General features: G+C 69.6%; 14 protein-coding genes. 8 read left to right on the top strand and 6 right to left on the bottom strand.

The features are described 5' to 3' along the window. Window positions 1-70: 70 nt before the first annotated feature. From ACZ3HL_RS14350 to ACZ3HL_RS14335, 4 genes are all read right to left on the bottom strand, one after another. Window positions 71-679, bottom strand: a complete 609-nt coding sequence (locus ACZ3HL_RS14350) for a DUF305 domain-containing protein (RefSeq protein ID WP_465421510.1) — start codon at window positions 677-679, stop codon at window positions 71-73. Continuing rightward, window positions 664-1398, bottom strand: coding sequence for a lytic polysaccharide monooxygenase (locus tag ACZ3HL_RS14345; protein WP_465421513.1), 735 nt, complete (start codon window positions 1396-1398; stop codon window positions 664-666). The genes ACZ3HL_RS14350 and ACZ3HL_RS14345 overlap by 16 nt, the downstream gene beginning before the upstream one ends. Window positions 1399-1557: 159 nt before the next feature. Then, window positions 1558-2658 (bottom strand): globin domain-containing protein, encoded by a 1101-nt coding sequence (locus ACZ3HL_RS14340; protein ID WP_465531619.1) that lies wholly within the window; start codon window positions 2656-2658, stop codon window positions 1558-1560. Between the two features lie 448 nt (window positions 2659-3106). Then, the gene (locus tag ACZ3HL_RS14335) at window positions 3107-4312 is read right to left on the bottom strand and encodes a globin domain-containing protein (RefSeq protein WP_465421515.1); all 1206 of its coding nucleotides are present in this window, start codon (window positions 4310-4312) and stop codon (window positions 3107-3109) included. Between the two features lie 270 nt (window positions 4313-4582). On the opposite strand from ACZ3HL_RS14335, the gene ACZ3HL_RS14330 reads away from it, so the two are divergent. The 4 genes from ACZ3HL_RS14330 (at window position 4583) to ACZ3HL_RS14315 (ending at window position 9985) form a co-directional block, all read left to right on the top strand. Continuing rightward, window positions 4583-5047, top strand: a complete 465-nt coding sequence (locus tag ACZ3HL_RS14330) for a MarR family winged helix-turn-helix transcriptional regulator (protein ID WP_465531265.1) — start codon at window positions 4583-4585, stop codon at window positions 5045-5047. 75 nt (window positions 5048-5122) lie between these two features. Further along, a complete protein-coding gene (locus tag ACZ3HL_RS14325) occupies window positions 5123-6307 on the top strand; it encodes an MFS transporter (RefSeq protein WP_465531263.1) in 1185 nt (394 codons plus the stop codon). An 88-nt stretch (window positions 6308-6395) separates the two neighbouring features. Then, window positions 6396-8993 carry an ATP-dependent chaperone ClpB gene (gene clpB / locus ACZ3HL_RS14320; RefSeq protein ID WP_465531261.1) on the top strand — a complete coding sequence of 866 codons (2598 nt, stop codon included), beginning with the start codon at window positions 6396-6398 and terminating at the stop codon, window positions 8991-8993. Between the two features lie 281 nt (window positions 8994-9274). Then, complete coding sequence (locus tag ACZ3HL_RS14315) at window positions 9275-9985, top strand: type III secretion system chaperone family protein (protein ID WP_125679540.1); 711 nt, start codon at window positions 9275-9277, stop codon at window positions 9983-9985. Here ACZ3HL_RS14315 and ACZ3HL_RS14310 read toward each other — a convergent pair. After that, a complete protein-coding gene (locus tag ACZ3HL_RS14310) occupies window positions 9982-11115 on the bottom strand; it encodes a hypothetical protein (protein ID WP_465531259.1) in 1134 nt (377 codons plus the stop codon). The two genes, ACZ3HL_RS14315 and ACZ3HL_RS14310, sit on opposite strands and share 4 nt — an antisense overlap. Before the next feature lie 120 nt (window positions 11116-11235). On the opposite strand from ACZ3HL_RS14310, the gene ACZ3HL_RS14305 reads away from it, so the two are divergent. Beyond that, the gene (locus tag ACZ3HL_RS14305; protein WP_465531257.1) at window positions 11236-12003 is read left to right on the top strand and encodes an SDR family NAD(P)-dependent oxidoreductase; all 768 of its coding nucleotides are present in this window, start codon (window positions 11236-11238) and stop codon (window positions 12001-12003) included. On the opposite strand, the gene ACZ3HL_RS14300 is transcribed toward ACZ3HL_RS14305, so the two are convergent. Further along, complete coding sequence (locus tag ACZ3HL_RS14300; RefSeq protein ID WP_465531255.1) at window positions 12000-12680, bottom strand: MgtC/SapB family protein; 681 nt, start codon at window positions 12678-12680, stop codon at window positions 12000-12002. The genes ACZ3HL_RS14305 and ACZ3HL_RS14300 overlap by 4 nt on opposite strands. A gap of 60 nt (window positions 12681-12740) precedes the next feature. Here ACZ3HL_RS14300 and ACZ3HL_RS14295 point away from each other — a divergent pair, with 60 nt between their 5' ends. The 3 genes from ACZ3HL_RS14295 (at window position 12741) to ACZ3HL_RS14285 (ending at window position 16587) form a co-directional block, all read left to right on the top strand. Further along, window positions 12741-13223, top strand: coding sequence for a PepSY domain-containing protein (locus ACZ3HL_RS14295; protein WP_465531253.1), 483 nt, complete (start codon window positions 12741-12743; stop codon window positions 13221-13223). Window positions 13224-13294: 71 nt separating this feature from the next. Then, window positions 13295-14053 carry an ABC transporter ATP-binding protein gene (locus ACZ3HL_RS14290; protein WP_126736110.1) on the top strand — a complete coding sequence of 253 codons (759 nt, stop codon included), beginning with the start codon at window positions 13295-13297 and terminating at the stop codon, window positions 14051-14053. Next, the gene (locus ACZ3HL_RS14285; RefSeq protein WP_465531251.1) at window positions 14053-16587 is read left to right on the top strand and encodes an FtsX-like permease family protein; all 2535 of its coding nucleotides are present in this window, start codon (window positions 14053-14055) and stop codon (window positions 16585-16587) included. Before ACZ3HL_RS14290 ends, ACZ3HL_RS14285 begins: the two co-directional genes overlap by 1 nt. Window positions 16588-16616 lie beyond the last annotated feature (29 nt).

Raw genomic sequence — 16616 nt, 5'->3', positions numbered from 1 at the left:
ACGTCGCGAAAGTGGCTTTCGCGACACAGTCGCTTTGCCTCTCACGAACGCATTCAGAGGACTAAACGCGTCATTGGCCGGGCACCAGGGTCCGGATCTGCTGGACCTCGCCGGTGCGCGAGTCCATGATCCGCTGGGCCAGCGCCTTCGCCTCCGGGTTCTTGCCGTCCTTCAGCTCGGTCCTCGCGAGCGCGACCCCGTTGTGCTGGTGCGCGACGAAGATGTCGGCGAAGTCGAGACTGAACTCCGCACCATCCTTTTTGGACAGTGCTTCGAGGAGCCCCTTGTCGGTGAGCCCGTCGCCACCGTGATGGTGGTGCGCGTGCGGGTCCGCCGAGCCCGTCTCGGGTTTGCCCCAGGCCTTCAGCCAGTTCCGCATGTCGGTGGTCTCGGTCTGCTGGGTCGCCTCGATGGCGGCCGCGAGATTCGTCAGCTCCTGCTTCTGCGCCTGCTTGGTCTTCACCAGTTTGACGATCTCCACCCCCTGGTCGTTGTGGGCGATCATCATCTGCAGGAACATCACGTCGGCGTCGTTGTACTGCGCGGACGCCGCCGCCGATTGGGGGACCGGGGAGATCGGGGCGCCGGCGTCGGTCGGTGAGCCGTCGCCGGCCCCGCAGCCCGCGAGGGCCACGAGACCGGCGACGAGAACGAAGGCCAGCTTCACTGCCGGGTCCACAGCGCGGGAGTGTTCGGCGGTTCCCAGCCTTGGAGCGCCGTATGCGCCATCTGGCACCGGTAGGTGACGCCGCCGTAGGTCACCGTGCTGCCGACCGTGTAGGACGCCCCGGCCGCCCAGGTGCCGCCGGCGGGCGGGTTGGTGGTGCTGGTGGGCGGGTTCGACGTCGTGGGCGGGTTGCTGGTGGTCGGCGGGGTGCCGCCGCCGATCTGCAGGTCGATGCAGCTGTAGAAGGCCATCGGCGTGTCCGCGATGTTCCAGACGGCGAGCACCTTCTGACGGCCGCTGAAGCCGTTGAGGCTCACCGTGTGCGACGTCGGGTCCTTCGGCGCGGAGTTGTTCCCGCTGATGTCGGCGATCTTGGTGCCGCCGATGTAGTACTCGTAGTTCGTGGTCCGGTGGTAGGCGGTGAACTTCCAGTTGAAGGTCACGCTGTTGCCGACCGACGCGGCAGGCCACGGCTTCGACTCGTCGTTGAGCTCGGCGAACTGGGGCAGCCCGCCGTTGCAGCTGCGGAGACCCTTGGGGCCCTCGACGCTCTGGGGTTCGTAGACGATGCTGCCGCAGCCCGACACCTTGCCCTGGGCGCAGTTCGCCTGGCGGCTGGGCGGGGACAGCACGTAGCCGTGGGCGCTGGCCACCTGCGGGACGGCCACGATGGCGATCGGGGCGAGGATCGCACCGGCGGCGGCTGCCACGAGCTTGCGTTTGACGGTCATGCCGGCTCCTGAGGGATGGAACGACGGTGTTCCCGTGAGGGGAGCAATGTGGTCTAGACCATAAATCCGCCGGTGACCGCGGTCAATGATTCACTGACCTACTGCTGCGTCGAGCTCAAGTGGAACAGCCGATCGGCCTAATACGAACGACGCGCCGGCTCAGTCCAGGGTGAAGGGGTCGTACTTGATCCGCGCCAGATCCGTCCCCGCGGCGAGCAGTTTCGCGATCGTCGCCCGGATCATCGACGGCGACCCGGCGACGTACACGTCGCGGTCCTTCCATCCGCCGCGCTGGGTGACCGCCGTGGCCAGCGTGCCGCGGTCACCGCCGGCGATGGTGCCTTCCTCGGTCACCGGGGTCACCGTCAGCCAAGGGCAGGTGACGGTCAGCCCGCGAAGCTCGTCGAGGGCGTAGAGGTCTTCCGGGCGGCGGCCGCCGAAGAAGAGATGCACCGGAGGGTTGTTCTTCCAGCGTGACATGTCGTCGAGCAGGGCGAGCAGCGGCGCGACACCGGTGCCGCCGCCGATCATCAGCAGCGGACGGCTTTCCGTGTGGTGCACCGAAAGCGCGCCGAGCGACGGGCCGAGCCGCCAGACGTCGCCGGATCGGGTGTGATGGACGATCGCCCGGGAGACCCAGCCGCCGCGTACGGCGTGCACGTGGAACTCGAGCGTCCCGTCGTCGTGCGGCGCGGTCGCCGGGGAGAAGTACCGCCACATCCGCGGCCGCTGCGGGACTTCGACGCTGACGTAGCCGCCGGCCCGGTACGGAAGCGGCTGGTCGGTGCGCACCTTGATCACGGCGACGTCGCGGGTGGCGAGCCGGTGTCCGACGACGGTCGCCTTCCACCACGCCGGCCCGATCTCCTTGCCCGCGGCCTCGCGCATGTTCTTCGAAATGACGCCGTACGCCGTCACCCAGGCGTCTTCCAGTTCCGGCGTCCAGTCGTCCTTCAGGAACCTTTTGAGCGCTGCGATCAACGCGACACCGACGGCGTCGTAATGGCGGCCGAGGACGTCGAACTTCCGGTGGTCCCGGCCGAGTTGCCCGAGGAAAGTGGCCAGTTCGTCGGGCCGGTCCACCATCTGGACGACGTAGACGAGTGCGCGCAGCAAACGATTTCGCTGTGTGGCCATGTTGATCGGGAACAACGCCCTGGCGTCCGGTGAAACGGAGAACAGCACGCCGTAGAAGTATTGGGACAACTCCTCGGCCTTCGTTTCGACGGCGGCGAAACTCTCCCTGATGAGCTTGGCCATCTCGACGGTCTTGTCCGCCGGCGGTGTTTCGATCAAGGGCGGGACGGGAGCCGGTGAAGATCTCGACGGACTCGGTGGATGCTCGTACTTCACTGTTTCGGCAGTCATGGGTGAACGATTTTCTCCAGTTGGATCGGGCATATTCTCCAGACCCGATGTCATCGTGCTCGTGTTCCCCCGCGGGTTCCCGACTGTATGCCCGAACGTCGCGAAAGGATCCAAGAATGGTTGTTTCCCGCTCGAACGGAGCAAACGATATACGCGCCGTCAACCCCGTCTGGCACTAAGTAAAGGTGATCAAGCAGGCGGGATTTTCCTTGCTCACCAGTGGTTTTCGCCACGGTGGACGGAAAACGTGATCCGCCGATCGGGTGGGTTCTTCTCCGTGTTTACCGGGTCACGTAACGGTATGCGGCCGGTGCCTGATCACCATTGTGGAATCGAATTGCTAGTCGATGGTGAAGGGGTCGTACGCGATCTGGTCCAGCGCGCTGCCCGCGACCAGCATCCGGGACACCGTCGCGCGGATCATCGCGGGCGAACCAGAGACGAGGATCCGGTGCCCCGGCCAGGATCCTTGCTGGGTAACGGCTTCCGCGAGTGTGCCCTGCACGCAGCCAGGGGCCTCTTCACCGCGTTCGACCACCGGGGTCACGGTGAGCCACGGGTTCGTGGCCGCGAGGGCGCGCAACTCGTCGAGGTCGTAAAGGTCCTCACGCGACGGTCCGCCGTAGAACAGCTGGACCTTCGGGTTCTCGCCCCACTGCGCGAGGTCGTCCAGGATGGCGCGCAACGGCGCGACGCCGGTACCGCCGGCGATCATCAGGACGTCACGGCCGTCGCTCCGGTCGACCGAAAGCCTGCCGAGCGGCGGCCCGAGCCGCCAGACGTCGCCGGGCTGGGTGTGGCTGACGATGGCGCGCGACACCCAGCCGCCGTCGACGGCGCGCACGTGGAACTCGATGCCGCCGTCCTCGCGCGGCGCGTTCGCCGGGGACAGGTAGCGCCAGAGCCGTGGCCGCTGCGGTACTTCGACGCTCATGTACTGACCGGGCTGATACGGCACCGGGAATTCGGGCTGGACGCGGACCAGGGCGAGATCCCAGGTGAGCCGCCGGTGTTCGAGTACGGTGGCCGACCACGACGCCGGGTTGACGTCGGCCGCGGCGGCCTCCTGCATCGCGCGGGCGACGATGGTGAACGCCTCCGCCCAGGCCCGTTCGACCTCGGGTGTCCAATCCGGGCCGAGGTGGTTCTTCAGCGAGGCGAGCAGCGCGGTGCCGACGGCCTCGTAATGCCGCGGGATGACGCCGAACTTGCGGTGGTCGCGGCCGAGCTGGGTCAGGAACGGCACCAGGTCGTCGGGCCGGTCGACCATCTGCACGATGTGGACCAGCGCGCGGACCAGCCTGCCGCGCTGGACCTCCATGTTGATCGGGAAGAAGTCGCGGGTCGCGGGCGCGAGGGTGAACAGCATCCCGTAGAAGAACTGGGAGATCTCCGGGATGAAGGGTTCCGACTTCGCCCAGGTGTCCCGGATGAGCCGCACCATCGCGGTGACCGCGGGCGGGGCTTCGCGCGGCGCCGAGGACCGCGGGACCGGGCTGACCGCGTCGGCCGTCACGGGCTGGGAGTCGCTGATCGGGTAGCGCATGCCGGAAGACGGTTCCCCAGGTTCACGAACGAGGGACCACTGGAGAAGAATTCACGGATCATTCACCTCTCCGGTCAGTGGCTGTCGGGCCGGTCGGCTGGTTCCGGCTCGTTCGCGAGACTAGCTGCCGAGAGGCCTTTTGCCCGCATCGTTGCTCCGGACGGGTGTACTCGAAACCGGTCGGCAGTGGGCGATCTCACGAGGTAAATAGTTGTCTTACGCAAGTGTCGCCGAATAAAGTTGTACTGTACAAGTAGCCAGGAGGCACCGATGAGCTCCGCCGACGACGCCAAGGTCGAACTGATGCGTGAGTTGAAGGCCGCCTCTCAGCTGCAGCACGCCTGGATAATGCAGGCCTGGCAGGACGATCCCGGTCTGCACCCGGCGGCCGCGATGCTGCTGTCGGATCTGGCGAAGCACGGCGAGGCGCGCCCTTCGGAATTGGCCAAACGACGCTTTGTGGATCTTTCGGTCGTAAGTCGTCAAATCTCCCAGCTGTCCGCGGCGGGCATGGTGGACCGCCGTCCCGCGCCCGAGGACGGCCGTGCGTCGATCATCAGCATCTCCGAGCGCGGGCGCGCGGAACTGAGCCGCAGGCGGGCCGGATATCTGGAGTTCATGGAGCGCGCGCTCGGTGACTGGGACGACGAAAAGGTCCTCGAGCTGACCACGCGGCTGGCGGAGATGAACACCGACGTCCGCGCGGCCCTGTCCGTCCGGACCTGCGACGTTTGACGTCGGCCGTTCCTACCCGCCGGTCTTGACTGAACGGACCTTTCGTAGCGCCGAGACGCCGGTAGCGTCGTATCAGTGCGTAACCGGGTCGCGTTGCTGGTCGCCTTGGGAATCGACAACTTCGGCTCGGGACTTTTCCTCCCGCTCGGGCTGGTCTTCGTCGTCCGTGTGGTGGGTCTCCCCCTCGCCCAGGCGGGGAGTGCGGTCACTCTCGGTGCACTGGCCGGCTTGCTCGTCCCCGCGTTCGCCGGACGGCTCGTCGACCTGATCGGCCCGCGGACGGTGATGATCTGCTCCCACGTCCTGCAGGCCGCCGGAGCGAGCGCCTTCCTCGTGGCCGGCGGGTTCGCCGGGGTCGTCGGCGCGTCCGTCATGCTCGCGGCAGGACAGCAACTGTTCTACAGCTCGCAGTTCTCGCTGATCGCCGACGTCGCGGGTGAAGGCCCGAAGGACCGGCCGTTCGCCGAAGCCGCGATGGTCCGCTCCGCGGGCTTCGGGCTGGGCGGGCTCGCGGCGGCCGGGCTGCTGGTGTGGATCGGGCGCGAGGGGCTGTACGTCGCCGTGATGGTCGACGTCGCGACCTTCGTCATCGCGGCGGCCATCCTCTCGACGCTGGTCACGCCCGCCCCTCGGCGCCTGCCGTGCCGCTCGGGGTGCGCGCGGGTCTGGCGGAACCGTCCGTACCTGGCGCTCATCGTGTTCAGTGGGCTGTTCGCGCTCACGATGGATTTCTTCCTCATCGGAATACCGGTGTACGTCTTCAACGCGTTGCAGGGGCCCCGATGGCTTCCTGGGGCGATCATCGCGCTGCTCACCGTCGTCACCAGTCTGGGTGGAGTCGTCGCGTTGCGGCTCACCCGGAAGCTGACCCGGATCGCCGCCATGCGCGCGGGCTCGGCGTTGTTCGCGGTGTGGTGCTTGGCGTGTCTCGCGGTGGTGTTCGTGCCCAAGGTCTTCCAGCCGGTTTACCTGCTCGGGGCGACCCTCGTGCTGGCCGCGGGCGATCTCGCGTTCGGCCCGCGCTCCGGGGCGCTGGCCGAAGCCGCGGCGCCGCCGGAGGCACGAGGCCGGTATCTGGCGGCCTTCCAATACGCGTTCACCCTCGCCGCGGTGATCGCTCCGGCCGTCGTGGCGTTGTTCTCCGTGGCAGTGTGGATCCCGTGGGTGCTCGTGGCCGCGTGCGCCTGTACGGCCGTGGTCGGCCTCGGCCGGGTGGGTCCGCGTCTGCCCGCGGAGGCCGTCTCCCCGACGGGGGGCTGAAACTTTTCAGGGTTGAGCGGAACAGACTCAACTTTGCTGACGTTGTACCTGTCGACAAGCTTTTGCACGACCTAGTACGAGGTGAGGGATGGACGCTTTCAACCCGACCACGAAGACCCAGCAGGCGATCTCGTCGGCGGCGCAGGCGGCCACGATGGCGGGCAACCCGCACGTGGCGGCCGCGCACCTGCTCGGCGCCCTGCTGGCGCAGGGTGAGGGGCTCACCGCACCGCTGCTGACCGCGGTCGGGGCCGATCCGGCGCAGGTGCACAAGGAGCTGGAGCCGCTGATCGCCGCGCTGCCGTCGGCGACGGGCGCCACCGTGTCGAGCCCGCAGTTCGACACGAACGCCGTCAAGGCGCTGACGCACGCCCAGAAGCTCGCGACCGAACTCGGCGACGAGTACGTCTCGACGGAGCACCTTCTCGTCGGCCTCGCCACCGAAGGCGGGCCGGTGGCCGAGCTGCTCAAGCGGCACGGTGCCACCCCGGACGCGCTGCGCGAGGCGTTCGCCAAGGTGCGCGGCTCCGCGCGCATCACCAGCGCGGACCCCGAAAGCACGTTCAAGGCGCTGGAGAAGTACGGCGTCGACCTGACCGAACGCGCCCGCGCCGGCGAGCTCGATCCGGTGATCGGCCGCGACACCGAGATCCGCCGCGTGGTGCAGGTGCTCTCGCGCCGCACCAAGAACAACCCGGTGCTCATCGGTGAACCCGGCGTCGGCAAGACGGCCATCGTCGAAGGGCTCGCCCAGCGCATCGTCGCCGGTGACGTGCCGGAGTCGCTGCGCGGGAAGCGCGTGGTGGCGCTGGACCTCGGCTCGATGGTCGCGGGTGCCAAGTTCCGCGGCGAGTTCGAAGAGCGGCTGAAGGCCGTGCTCAAGGAGATCACCGACTCCGCGGGCGAGGTCGTCACCTTCATCGACGAGCTGCACACCATCGTCGGCGCCGGCGCGACCGGCGAGGGCGCGATGGACGCCGGCAACATGATCAAACCGATGCTCGCCCGCGGTGAGCTGCGGATGGTCGGCGCGACCACGCTCGACGAGTACCGCCAGCACATCGAGAAGGACGCCGCGCTGGAGCGGCGCTTCCAGCAGGTGCTGGTCGGCGAACCGTCCACAGAGGACACCATCGGCATCCTGCGCGGGCTCAAGGAGCGGTACGAGGTGCACCACGGTGTGCGCATCACCGACGCCGCGCTGGTCGCCGCCGCGACCCTGTCCGACCGCTACATCACCGCCCGGTTCCTGCCGGACAAGGCGATCGACCTGGTCGACGAGGCCGCGTCGAAGCTCCGCATGGAGATCGACTCGCGGCCCGTCGAGATCGACGAGGTCGAACGCGCCGTGCGGCGGATGGAGATCGAGGAGATGGCGCTGTCCAAAGAGGACGACGTCGCTTCCAAGGAACGTCTCGCCGCGCTGCGTTCGGAGCTGGCCGAAAAGCGGGAGACGCTGACGGCGCTGACCGCCCGCTGGCAGAACGAAAAGGGCTCGATCGAACGCGTCCGTGAACTCCAGGAGCAGCTGGAGCAGCTGCGCGGCGAGTCCGAACGCGCCGAACGTGACGGCGACCTCGGCAAGGCCGCCGAACTCCGCTACGGCCGGATTCCCGCGCTGGAGAAGGAGTTCGAGGCCGCGACCGCGGCCAGCGAGGTCAGCCAGCAGAACGTCATGCTCAAGGAAGAGGTCAGCGCGGACGACGTCGCCGATGTGGTCAGCGCGTGGACCGGCATCCCGGCCGGGCGGCTGCTGGAGGGCGAGACCGGCAAGCTGCTCCGGATGGAGGAGGAGCTCGGCAAGCGGGTCATCGGGCAGAAGGAGGCCGTGCAGGTCGTCTCGGACGCGGTGCGCCGCACCCGGGCCGGCGTCGCCGACCCCGACCGGCCGACCGGTTCGTTCCTGTTCCTCGGCCCGACCGGCGTCGGCAAGACCGAGCTGGCGAAGGCGCTGGCCGAGTTCCTGTTCGACGACGAGCGCGCGATGCTGCGGATCGACATGAGCGAGTACGCCGAGAAGCATTCGGTGGCGCGCCTGGTCGGGGCTCCTCCGGGCTACGTCGGCTACGACCAGGGCGGCCAGCTGACCGAGTCGGTGCGCAGGCGGCCGTATTCGGTGGTGCTGCTGGACGAGGTCGAGAAGGCGCACCCCGACGTGTTCGACGTGCTCCTCCAGGTGCTCGACGACGGACGCCTCACCGACGGCCAGGGCCGCACGGTCGACTTCCGCAACACGATCCTGGTGCTGACGTCGAACCTCGGCTCGCAGGCCATCGCCGACCCGTCGCTCGACGAGCGTCAGCGCAACGACGCGGTGATGTCGGTGGTGCAGCGGCAGTTCAAACCGGAGTTCCTCAACCGGCTGGACGACATCGTGGTCTTCCACGCGCTGGGCACCGACGAGCTGACGTCCATTGTGGACATCCAGATCGAGCGGCTCGCCACGCGGCTTTCGCGGCGCCGCCTGACGCTGGAGGTCACCGCCGGGGCGCGTGAGTGGCTCGCGCTGAACGGCTTCGACCCGATCTACGGCGCGCGGCCGCTGCGGCGGCTGGTGCAGTCGGCCATCGGCGACAAACTGGCGAAACAGCTGCTGGCCGGTGAGATCAGGGACGGCGACACGGTCCGGGTGGACATCCCGGCCCAGGAGGCGTCGGAGGCCCTGACGGTCACCCGGGTGGACTGAGCCCTCGTGAGTGGTAAGGACGGTTAGAACCGTCCTTGCCACTCACGAGCCCTGGTGCCCGAACGGCATCCGGCGACCACGCGTGTCGTCCATCCAGTCACACGTGTCGTCCGTCTGATCACGCGCGATCGCTCGCCACTCACGAGCCTTGGCGACACAGCGATTTGTCGACCTTTCGCGGCGTCTTTCGTGGTCTTTCCCGGGCGCGGCACCGAAAGGGGTGGCGCGACACGGCGCCCGGCGGTCACATCCGGTGAGGGCAGGGGGATACCCTGACCGTCGTGGGTATTCCGGCGTGGATCTGGTTCGTCATCGCCGCCGTCGCCTTGGTGGCGGGGCTGGCGCTGCTCGCGGCCGACCGGGCGAAGGAGGGCTCGCGCAATCGCGAGCGCATGCGCTGGGCCGAGCTGCGCGGCTGGCAGTTCGTCGAAGAGGACGAACGGTTGCCGCGGCAGTGGTCCAACGGCGCGATCGGGTACTTCGGTGCCCAGCTGGCGGTCAACGTCGTCGCCGGGTCCACCTTCACCTCCGACGGGCGGCGCCCGGTCTTCATCTTCGACATCGAGACCGAGGGTCAGATCCCGGCGGTCGTGGTCGCCGTGCGGTGCAACCGCGTGCACGAGGTGCCGCTGGAGATGTGGCTGTCCAGCGTGCCGTTCCAGCGCCAGGACATGCCCGAGATGCTCGGCCCGATCGGTCAGCGCTACGCCTTCGCCGACGACTCCGAGGGCGCCCGCAAGGTGATCACGCAGGATCTCGTCGACGCGGCGGACTCGCTCGGCGGCGACGTCGGCGTGGCGTGGCTGGAGAACGAGTGGGTGCTCGCGAGCGTCGCCCCGAACGCCGGGCCGTCGCGGCTCGAGCGGCTGCTGCGCGACCTCGGCGAGATCGCCGACATCGTGGACCCGTTCGACGAGGAGTACGACAACGCCTCGACCCCGGGCCGCCACTGGCAGGCCGAAGCCGCCGACGACATCGAGCCCCAGGCTTAAGCCGGTTCGAGCTCCAGCGGGAGCGCCCCGGCGATGAAGCCGGTGTGCGCCGGTTGACCGAGCACGGTCAGGTCGAGCGTCCCGGACTGCGTCAGCCGCCCTGCCTGAGCCGGATCGGCGGTGGGCAGGACCCCGCGCAGAGACGACGTCGAGGTGCCGCGGGCGGACGCCACGCCGCCGATGCCGAGGTCGCCGCTGATCGTGTGCGAACCGGATCCGGTGAATCCGGCGTCGTGCTGCGCCAGATTCACGTCCTGACCGGTGGTGACCAGCCCGGTCGACGGGCCGATGGTGCCGCCGAGAGCGTGCTCCTGGCCGTAACCCGCGCCCGAGCCGACGTCGAGGGGCAGGACGCCGCTGAACCGGCCGTTGCCGTGCTGGGCCGAGGTCGACCCGATGGCGGCGAAGTCGCCGACGTCGACCGCGTGCCCGGACGACCGCCCGGCCTCCAGCACACCGCCGAGGTCGCCGGAGAAACCGCCGTCGAGCGCCAGCGCCCGGTCGAGGGTGCCGCCGGTGTGCTGTTCCGTCTCGTTGATGACGCCGACCCCGGGCAGCGGGCGAACGGCGTGATAGGTCCCCTCGGCCACGCGAAGGGCGCGGCCGTCCTCGGAGACGAGGGTGGGGACGCCGGTGCGCGGGTCGAGCGTGACTTCGGTCAGGCGTGCGCCGGTCCGGTCGAGCTGGGTCTCGTTCCCGGCGACGACACTGCCGTAGCGGTCGAGCTTCACCGCTTCCCGCTGGCCCTGCTTGACGGCCTCGGACGTCTTCGCCGCGGCGAGCGCGCCGACCTTGTCCGGACGGGCCGTGACCCGGTCGCGGGTCTCGATGGTCTCGCTCACCGAGCGGCGGACGTCCGCGACAGCCTTCGCGTCGCCGACGTCCTTGCTGAAGACGTTCCGTTCGGTGTTGGTCAAGAAGCCGCGAAAGACGGTCGTGTCGTCTTCGCTGGTGAAGCCGACTCCGCGATCGAGGCTGCCCTCGCGCTGGTGATCGAGAGGAAGCGGGATCGACGGATCGGTCTGGGTGGCGAGCGCGGTGGCCGGGCCGGCGAGCAACAGCGCCAGCGGCGCCGCGCCGACCGCGACTTTGGGCAGGTAGCTCGGCTTTCGCCTGCTGTGCTTCCCCATGGGGCCGGACAATACTTCCCGACTTCGGTGGTTGCACGTCAAATCCCCACGGTGGGTGACCCCCACGCATGCCCCAGCCGAACGTGTTCCCGGAACCCGACCGAGGAGTAGGTTCCCGATATGACACAGACCGCCCTGATCACCGGCGCGACCGCCGGCATCGGCGCGCAGTTCGCGCGCAGGCTCGCCGACGAGGGGTACGACCTCGTGCTCGTCGCCCGCGACGTCGACCGGCTGGAGGGCTTCGCCGCGGAACTGGTCGAGGCGCACGGCGTCGACGTCGTGGCCCTGCCCGCCGATCTGTCCGAAGTGGACGGACGGGCCCTGGTCGAGGACCGCCTGGCCGAAGCGCCGGTGGACCTCCTGGTGAACAACGCGGGCTTCGGGCTCAACGGCGATTTCTGGACCATCCCACCGGACGCGCTCCAGCGTCAGCTGGACGTCAACGTCACCGCCGTCCTGCGGCTGACCCGCGCGGCGCTGCCGGGGATGCTCGACCGCGGCGAGGGCGCGATCATCAACGTCAGCTCGGTCGCCGGCTTCTTCAGCGGCCGCGGTTCGACGTACACGGCCAGCAAGAACTGGGTCACTTCGTTCACCGAGGGCATCGCCGCCTCGCTGCCGGACGGCATCCGCATGATGGCGCTCTGCCCCGGGTTCACCACCACCGAGTTCCACGAGCGGGCCGGGCTGGACAAGCCCGGCCCGAAGGCGTTCTGGCTCGGCGTCGAGCAGGTCGTGGACGAGGCGCTCGCGGATCTTCGCCGCGGCAAGGTGATCTCGGTGCCGAGCCTGCAGTACAAGGTGCTCGTCGCGGTCGGCGGGCTGCTGCCCAGGGCGGTGTTGCGGAAGCTCGGTGGCGGTTTCGGCGGGAAGGGCCGCACCTAATCGTCGTCGGCGGTTTCGATCGACCGAACGCCGTCGGTCGCGGCGAGCACGGTCGGCGCGGCGGCGTGATCGGGCCCGGTGAGGTCGAGCGACACCGTCACTTCACCGTCGCGGTCGTCGGTGATCCGCAGGGACGTGATCGACCATCGGCGGCTCGTGCACAGCGCCAGCAGGTCACGCAGGACACCGTGGCCGTCCACGTAACTCACGCGAAGCCTGGTCGTGCCCGTGCCGCCGGGCAGATGCCCGGTCAGCCGGGTGAAACCGAGCACCACCACGAAATGCAGGGCCGTCACCACGACCGCCAGCAGCAGCAGACCGGCGCCCGCCGCCATGCCGATGGCCGCGGTCTCCCAGACGGCGGCGGCCGTGGTGAGCCCGTGGATCGCGCCCTGCCTGGTGATGATCAGCCCGGCGCCGAGGAAACCGACACCGGAGACGATCTGCGCCGCGATCCGGGACGGGTCCAGGACGATCTGCCCGCTCGTGAGGATGTCACCGAAACCGTACTTACTGACCAAAAGGATCAACGCGGACGCGGTGCCCACGATGGTCTGGGTCCGCAGTCCGGCGCTCTTGCCCCTGAGCTGCCGTTCCAGCCCGATCGCCGCCGACAGCGCGAACGCCGTCGTCAGCTCACCGATCTGGAGCCAGCCCTGTCCGTTCGAGACCATCACCCCACAGTGCCATCGGCCGGACGAGGGTTCGAGCCCGTGCCGGGCGGGTACGCGTGGATCATGAAGTCATCACTTCTCGTCATCGCGGTGGCGTTGCCGCTGGCCGCCTGTTCCACCGAACCGGCGCCCGCCCCGGCGGCACCGGGGCCGGTCGCGGCACAGCCGGTGAAGGCGATCCAAGAGGCGTCGGGCGCTTTGCCCGACGGGCGGGTGTTCGACGTGGAGCCCGCGAACGACGGCTGGGAGATCAAGGTCGCGTCACACGGGCAGGAACACAAGGTGCGCGTGAGCCCGGACGGCGGCCGGGTCCTCGGGAAGCAGCAAACCGCGAAGCCGAGCGACGATTTGGCGAAGGTCGGGCAGGCTGGTGTCGACGCGGTCATGGCACTCCAGGCCGCGCAGCAACGCCAGCCAGGTGAGCTCGACGAGATGGAGATCGACTACGCCGCCGACGGCACCCTCGTCTGGGAGGTCGAACTCCGCGACGGCAAGGGGATCGAGCACGACGTCGATGTCGACGCCCGGACCGGCGCGGTGCGGTAGGGCTCGCCCTACCAAGGAGACGCACGCTCGCCCCAGGGTGCTTCCGACCTGGGATTCCTAGTGTTCTCCCCATGAACACTGGGTGGAACGGTGACGCGGTCCGGCTCGACGGCGTCCGCAAGGAATACGGCAAGGGCGTCGTCGCTCTGGACGGGGTGACGCTGGCGTTCCCGCGCGGCGGTTTCACCGCGGTGATGGGCCCGTCGGGGTCGGGCAAGAGCACCTTCCTGCACTGCGCGGCCGGGCTGGACCGGCCGACGTCGGGGTCCGTCGTGCTCGACGGGCAGGAGCTGGCCGGGATGAGCGAGACGAAGCTGACGAAGCTGCGCCGCGACCGGGTCGGCTTCATCTTCCAGGCCTTCAACCTGCTTCCGGCGCTGACCGTCGAGCAGAACGTCACGCTTCCGCAGCAGCTCGCCGGTGCCAAGCCGGACCGCCGGGTGGTCGAGGAGATGCTGGCTCGCGTCGGGCTTTCCGGCCGCCGCAAGCACCTGCCCGGCGAACTTTCCGGCGGGCAGGCACAGCGCGTCGCGATCGCGCGGGCGCTGGTCACCCGGCCCGCCGTGGTCTTCGCCGACGAGCCGACCGGCGCACTCGACACGCGCACCGCCGCCGAGGTCCTCGCGCTGCTGCGCGACTCGGTCCGCAGCACCGGCCAGACGGTGATCATGGTGACCCACGATCCGATGGCCGCCTCCTACGCCGACCGCGTCATCTTCCTCGCCGACGGCCGGATCGCGGACGAGCTGCACGCGCCGACCGCGGACGTCGTCGCCGAACGCATGACCCACCTGGGTGCCTGGGGCGGCTCGGTCAGGGCGGGTGCGTGATGCTGCGACTCGCCTTCCGGACCTTGCGCCTGCGCAAGGGCGGCTTCATCGGCACCTTCATCGCCGTCTTCTTCGGCGCGCTGATCGTCGCCTCCTGCGGTGGCCTCATGGAGACCGGGATCCGTAGCAACGCGGAGCCGCAGCGTCTCGCGGCCGCGCCGATCCTCGTCACCGGTGGCCAGACCTTCGCGCTGCCCAAGGAAGACCCGGCTTCCCTCGAAGCCGACGACAAACGCAAGTTCGAGGACGCGCGACTCCCCGAGCGGGTCCGGCTCGACGACGGGCTGGTCTCCCGGCTGCGTTCCGTTCCCGGCGTCTCGAACGTCGTCGGTGAAGTGAGCTTCCCGCTCGCGGCGGGCGGCAAGCCCGCGCTCGGTCACGCTTGGGACTCCGCCGTCCTGACCCCGTACTCGCTGGCCGCGGGTGCCGCGCCCGCCGCGGGCGAGGTGGTCGTCGAATCCACGTCGGGGGCCAAGCCCGGTGACGTCGTCGAGGTCGCCGCGCGCGGCAAGACCGAAACGTTCCGCGTCGCCGGCGTGGCCGGTGCGCCGCGTTCGATCACACAGGCCGCCGTGTTCTTCTCCGCCGCCGACGCCGCCCGGCTCTCCGGGCACCCCGGCAAGGCCGATGTCATCGGCGTCTTCACCGATCCCGGCGCCGACGTCGAAGCGGTGCAGGCGAAGGTCGCCGAGGTCGCGGCCGGGGCGAACGTCCTGACCGGCATCGACCGCGGTGTCGCGGAATTCCCCGAAGCCGATTCGAGCGGTGCCAACCTGATCGTCATCGCCGCGGTGTCCGGCGGGCTCTCGGTGATGGTCGCGATGTTCGTCGTCGCCAGCACTCTGAGCCTGTCCACCCAGCAGCGTTCACGCGAACTCGCGTTGATGCGGGCGATCGGCACGACCCCGCGCCAGCTGCGGCGCATGGTGCTCGGCGAAGCGCTGGCCGTCGGCCTGCTCGCCACCGCGCTGGCCGCGGTACTCGGCCCGTTCCTTGGCGAGTGGCTGTTCGGGCAGCTCGTCGAGAACGGTGTGGTGCCCGCGGTACTGCGCTTCTACCAGGGCTGGTTGCCCGCCGTCGTCGGCGCGGGGGCCGCGATGCTCGCGGTGTTCATCGCCGCTTTCTTCGCGGGCCGTCGTGCCGGGAAGATCCGGCCGACCGAGGCGCTCGCCGAGGCCGCGGTGACCCGGCGCTGGCTGACCCCGGCCCGCGTCATCGTCGCCGCGCTCTGCTTCGGCGGCGGCACCGCGCTGGCCATCGTGACCGTCGCGGTGATGACCGGTCCGATCGCGGCCAGCACCGCCGGACCCGCGGTGATCCTCTGGGCGCTCGGCGTCGCGATGATCACCCCCGGTGTCGCCAAGGTGATGACGGCGATCCTGCAGTGGCCGATGCGCCTGCTCGGCGGCATCGACGCCCGGCTCGCGGTGCTCAACACCAGGGCGGGCATCGTCCGGGCGGCGGGCGCGGTCACCCCGATCATGCTCGCCGTCGGGATCGCGACCGCGAACATCTACCTCCAGACCACCCAGCAGGAGCTGGCGAACCAGGCCTTCACCGAAGACGTCCGCGCCGACGCCGTGATCGCCTCCGCGGCCGGCGGGCTGTCCCCGGACCTCGTCCAGCGGATCCAGGCCGTGCCAGGGGTCGCCGGAGCGTCCGAGTACGTCACCAGCAGCGTGTTCCTCGAGAACCCGTACGACTCCTCCGACGAGGGTCGCCCGGCGGTCGGCCTCACGGCCTCCGGCGCGGGCGCGACGACCGACACCAAGGTGGTCCAAGGCGACCTGAAGGCGCTGGCCGGAATGACCGTCGCGCTCCCCGAGGTCTTCGCGAAGGACTTCGGCCGCGGCGTCGGGGACACGATCGGCCTGAGGCTCGGGGACGGCACCCCGGTCGACGTCGAGGTCGTCGCGGTGACCAGCCAGCGGCCCGGGTTCGAGAGCCTGCTGCTCCCGGCCGGTCTCCTCGCCCCGCACACCACCGCAGGGCTCGCGCCGCAGATGCTGGTGCGCGCCGCTGGAGACGTCGATCCGGCGGCGCTCACCGACCGGCTTCGCGAGGCGACGGCCGGGCTGCCGGTGTCCGTCGGCGACCGGGCGGCGCTCGTCGCGGCGCACGACAAGGACCAGGCCGTCGGCGCGTGGGTGAACTACCTGCTGGTCGGGATGATCATCGCCTACACGGTGATTTCGGTCGCGAACACGCTCGTGATGGCGACCGTCCGGCGGCGCCGCGAGTTCGGCCTCCAGCGGCTCACCGGCTCGACCAGGGCGCAGGTGCTGCGGATGGCCGGGTTCGAAGGCGGGCTCGTCGCGCTGGTCGGGATCGTGCTCGGCACCATCGTCGCGGCGGGCTCGATCGTCCCGTTCTGCCTGGTGGCGGCCGATTCCCTGCTGCCGATGGGCTCCCCGCTGATCTACCTGACCATCATCGGGCTCGCCGCGGCGCTCGCGCTGGCGGCAACCCTGGTCCCGGCCTGGGCGGCGACCCGCGGCCCGGCCGTCGACGCGGCGACGGCCGGCAATGACTAGAGCTACCGTCGAAGGACCCGGCGGGCCGT

The sequence above is a fragment of the Amycolatopsis sp. NPDC000009 genome (assembly GCF_055563465.1).
Note: the sequence above shows the minus strand (reverse complement) of the source record. Positions and strands in the feature narration are given on the sequence as shown.

Bases quoted from the DNA above. Each gene is read 5' to 3' on its own strand.
- ACZ3HL_RS14285 (WP_465531251.1), top strand. From the start codon at position 14,053: ATGCTGCGACTCGCCTTCCGGACCTTGCGCCTGCGCAAGGGCGGCTTC.
- ACZ3HL_RS14330 (WP_465531265.1), top strand. From the start codon at position 4,583: ATGAGCTCCGCCGACGACGCCAAGGTCGAACTGATGCGTGAGTTGAAG.
- ACZ3HL_RS14305 (WP_465531257.1), top strand. From the start codon at position 11,236: ATGACACAGACCGCCCTGATCACCGGCGCGACCGCCGGCATCGGCGCG.
- ACZ3HL_RS14310 (WP_465531259.1), bottom strand. From the start codon at position 11,115: ATGGGGAAGCACAGCAGGCGAAAGCCGAGCTACCTGCCCAAAGTCGCG.
- ACZ3HL_RS14340 (WP_465531619.1), bottom strand. From the start codon at position 2,658: ATGGCCAAGCTCATCAGGGAGAGTTTCGCCGCCGTCGAAACGAAGGCC.
- ACZ3HL_RS14345 (WP_465421513.1), bottom strand. From the start codon at position 1,398: ATGACCGTCAAACGCAAGCTCGTGGCAGCCGCCGCCGGTGCGATCCTC.
- clpB (WP_465531261.1), top strand. From the start codon at position 6,396: ATGGACGCTTTCAACCCGACCACGAAGACCCAGCAGGCGATCTCGTCG.
- ACZ3HL_RS14295 (WP_465531253.1), top strand. From the start codon at position 12,741: ATGAAGTCATCACTTCTCGTCATCGCGGTGGCGTTGCCGCTGGCCGCC.
- ACZ3HL_RS14290 (WP_126736110.1), top strand. From the start codon at position 13,295: ATGAACACTGGGTGGAACGGTGACGCGGTCCGGCTCGACGGCGTCCGC.
- ACZ3HL_RS14335 (WP_465421515.1), bottom strand. From the start codon at position 4,312: ATGCGCTACCCGATCAGCGACTCCCAGCCCGTGACGGCCGACGCGGTC.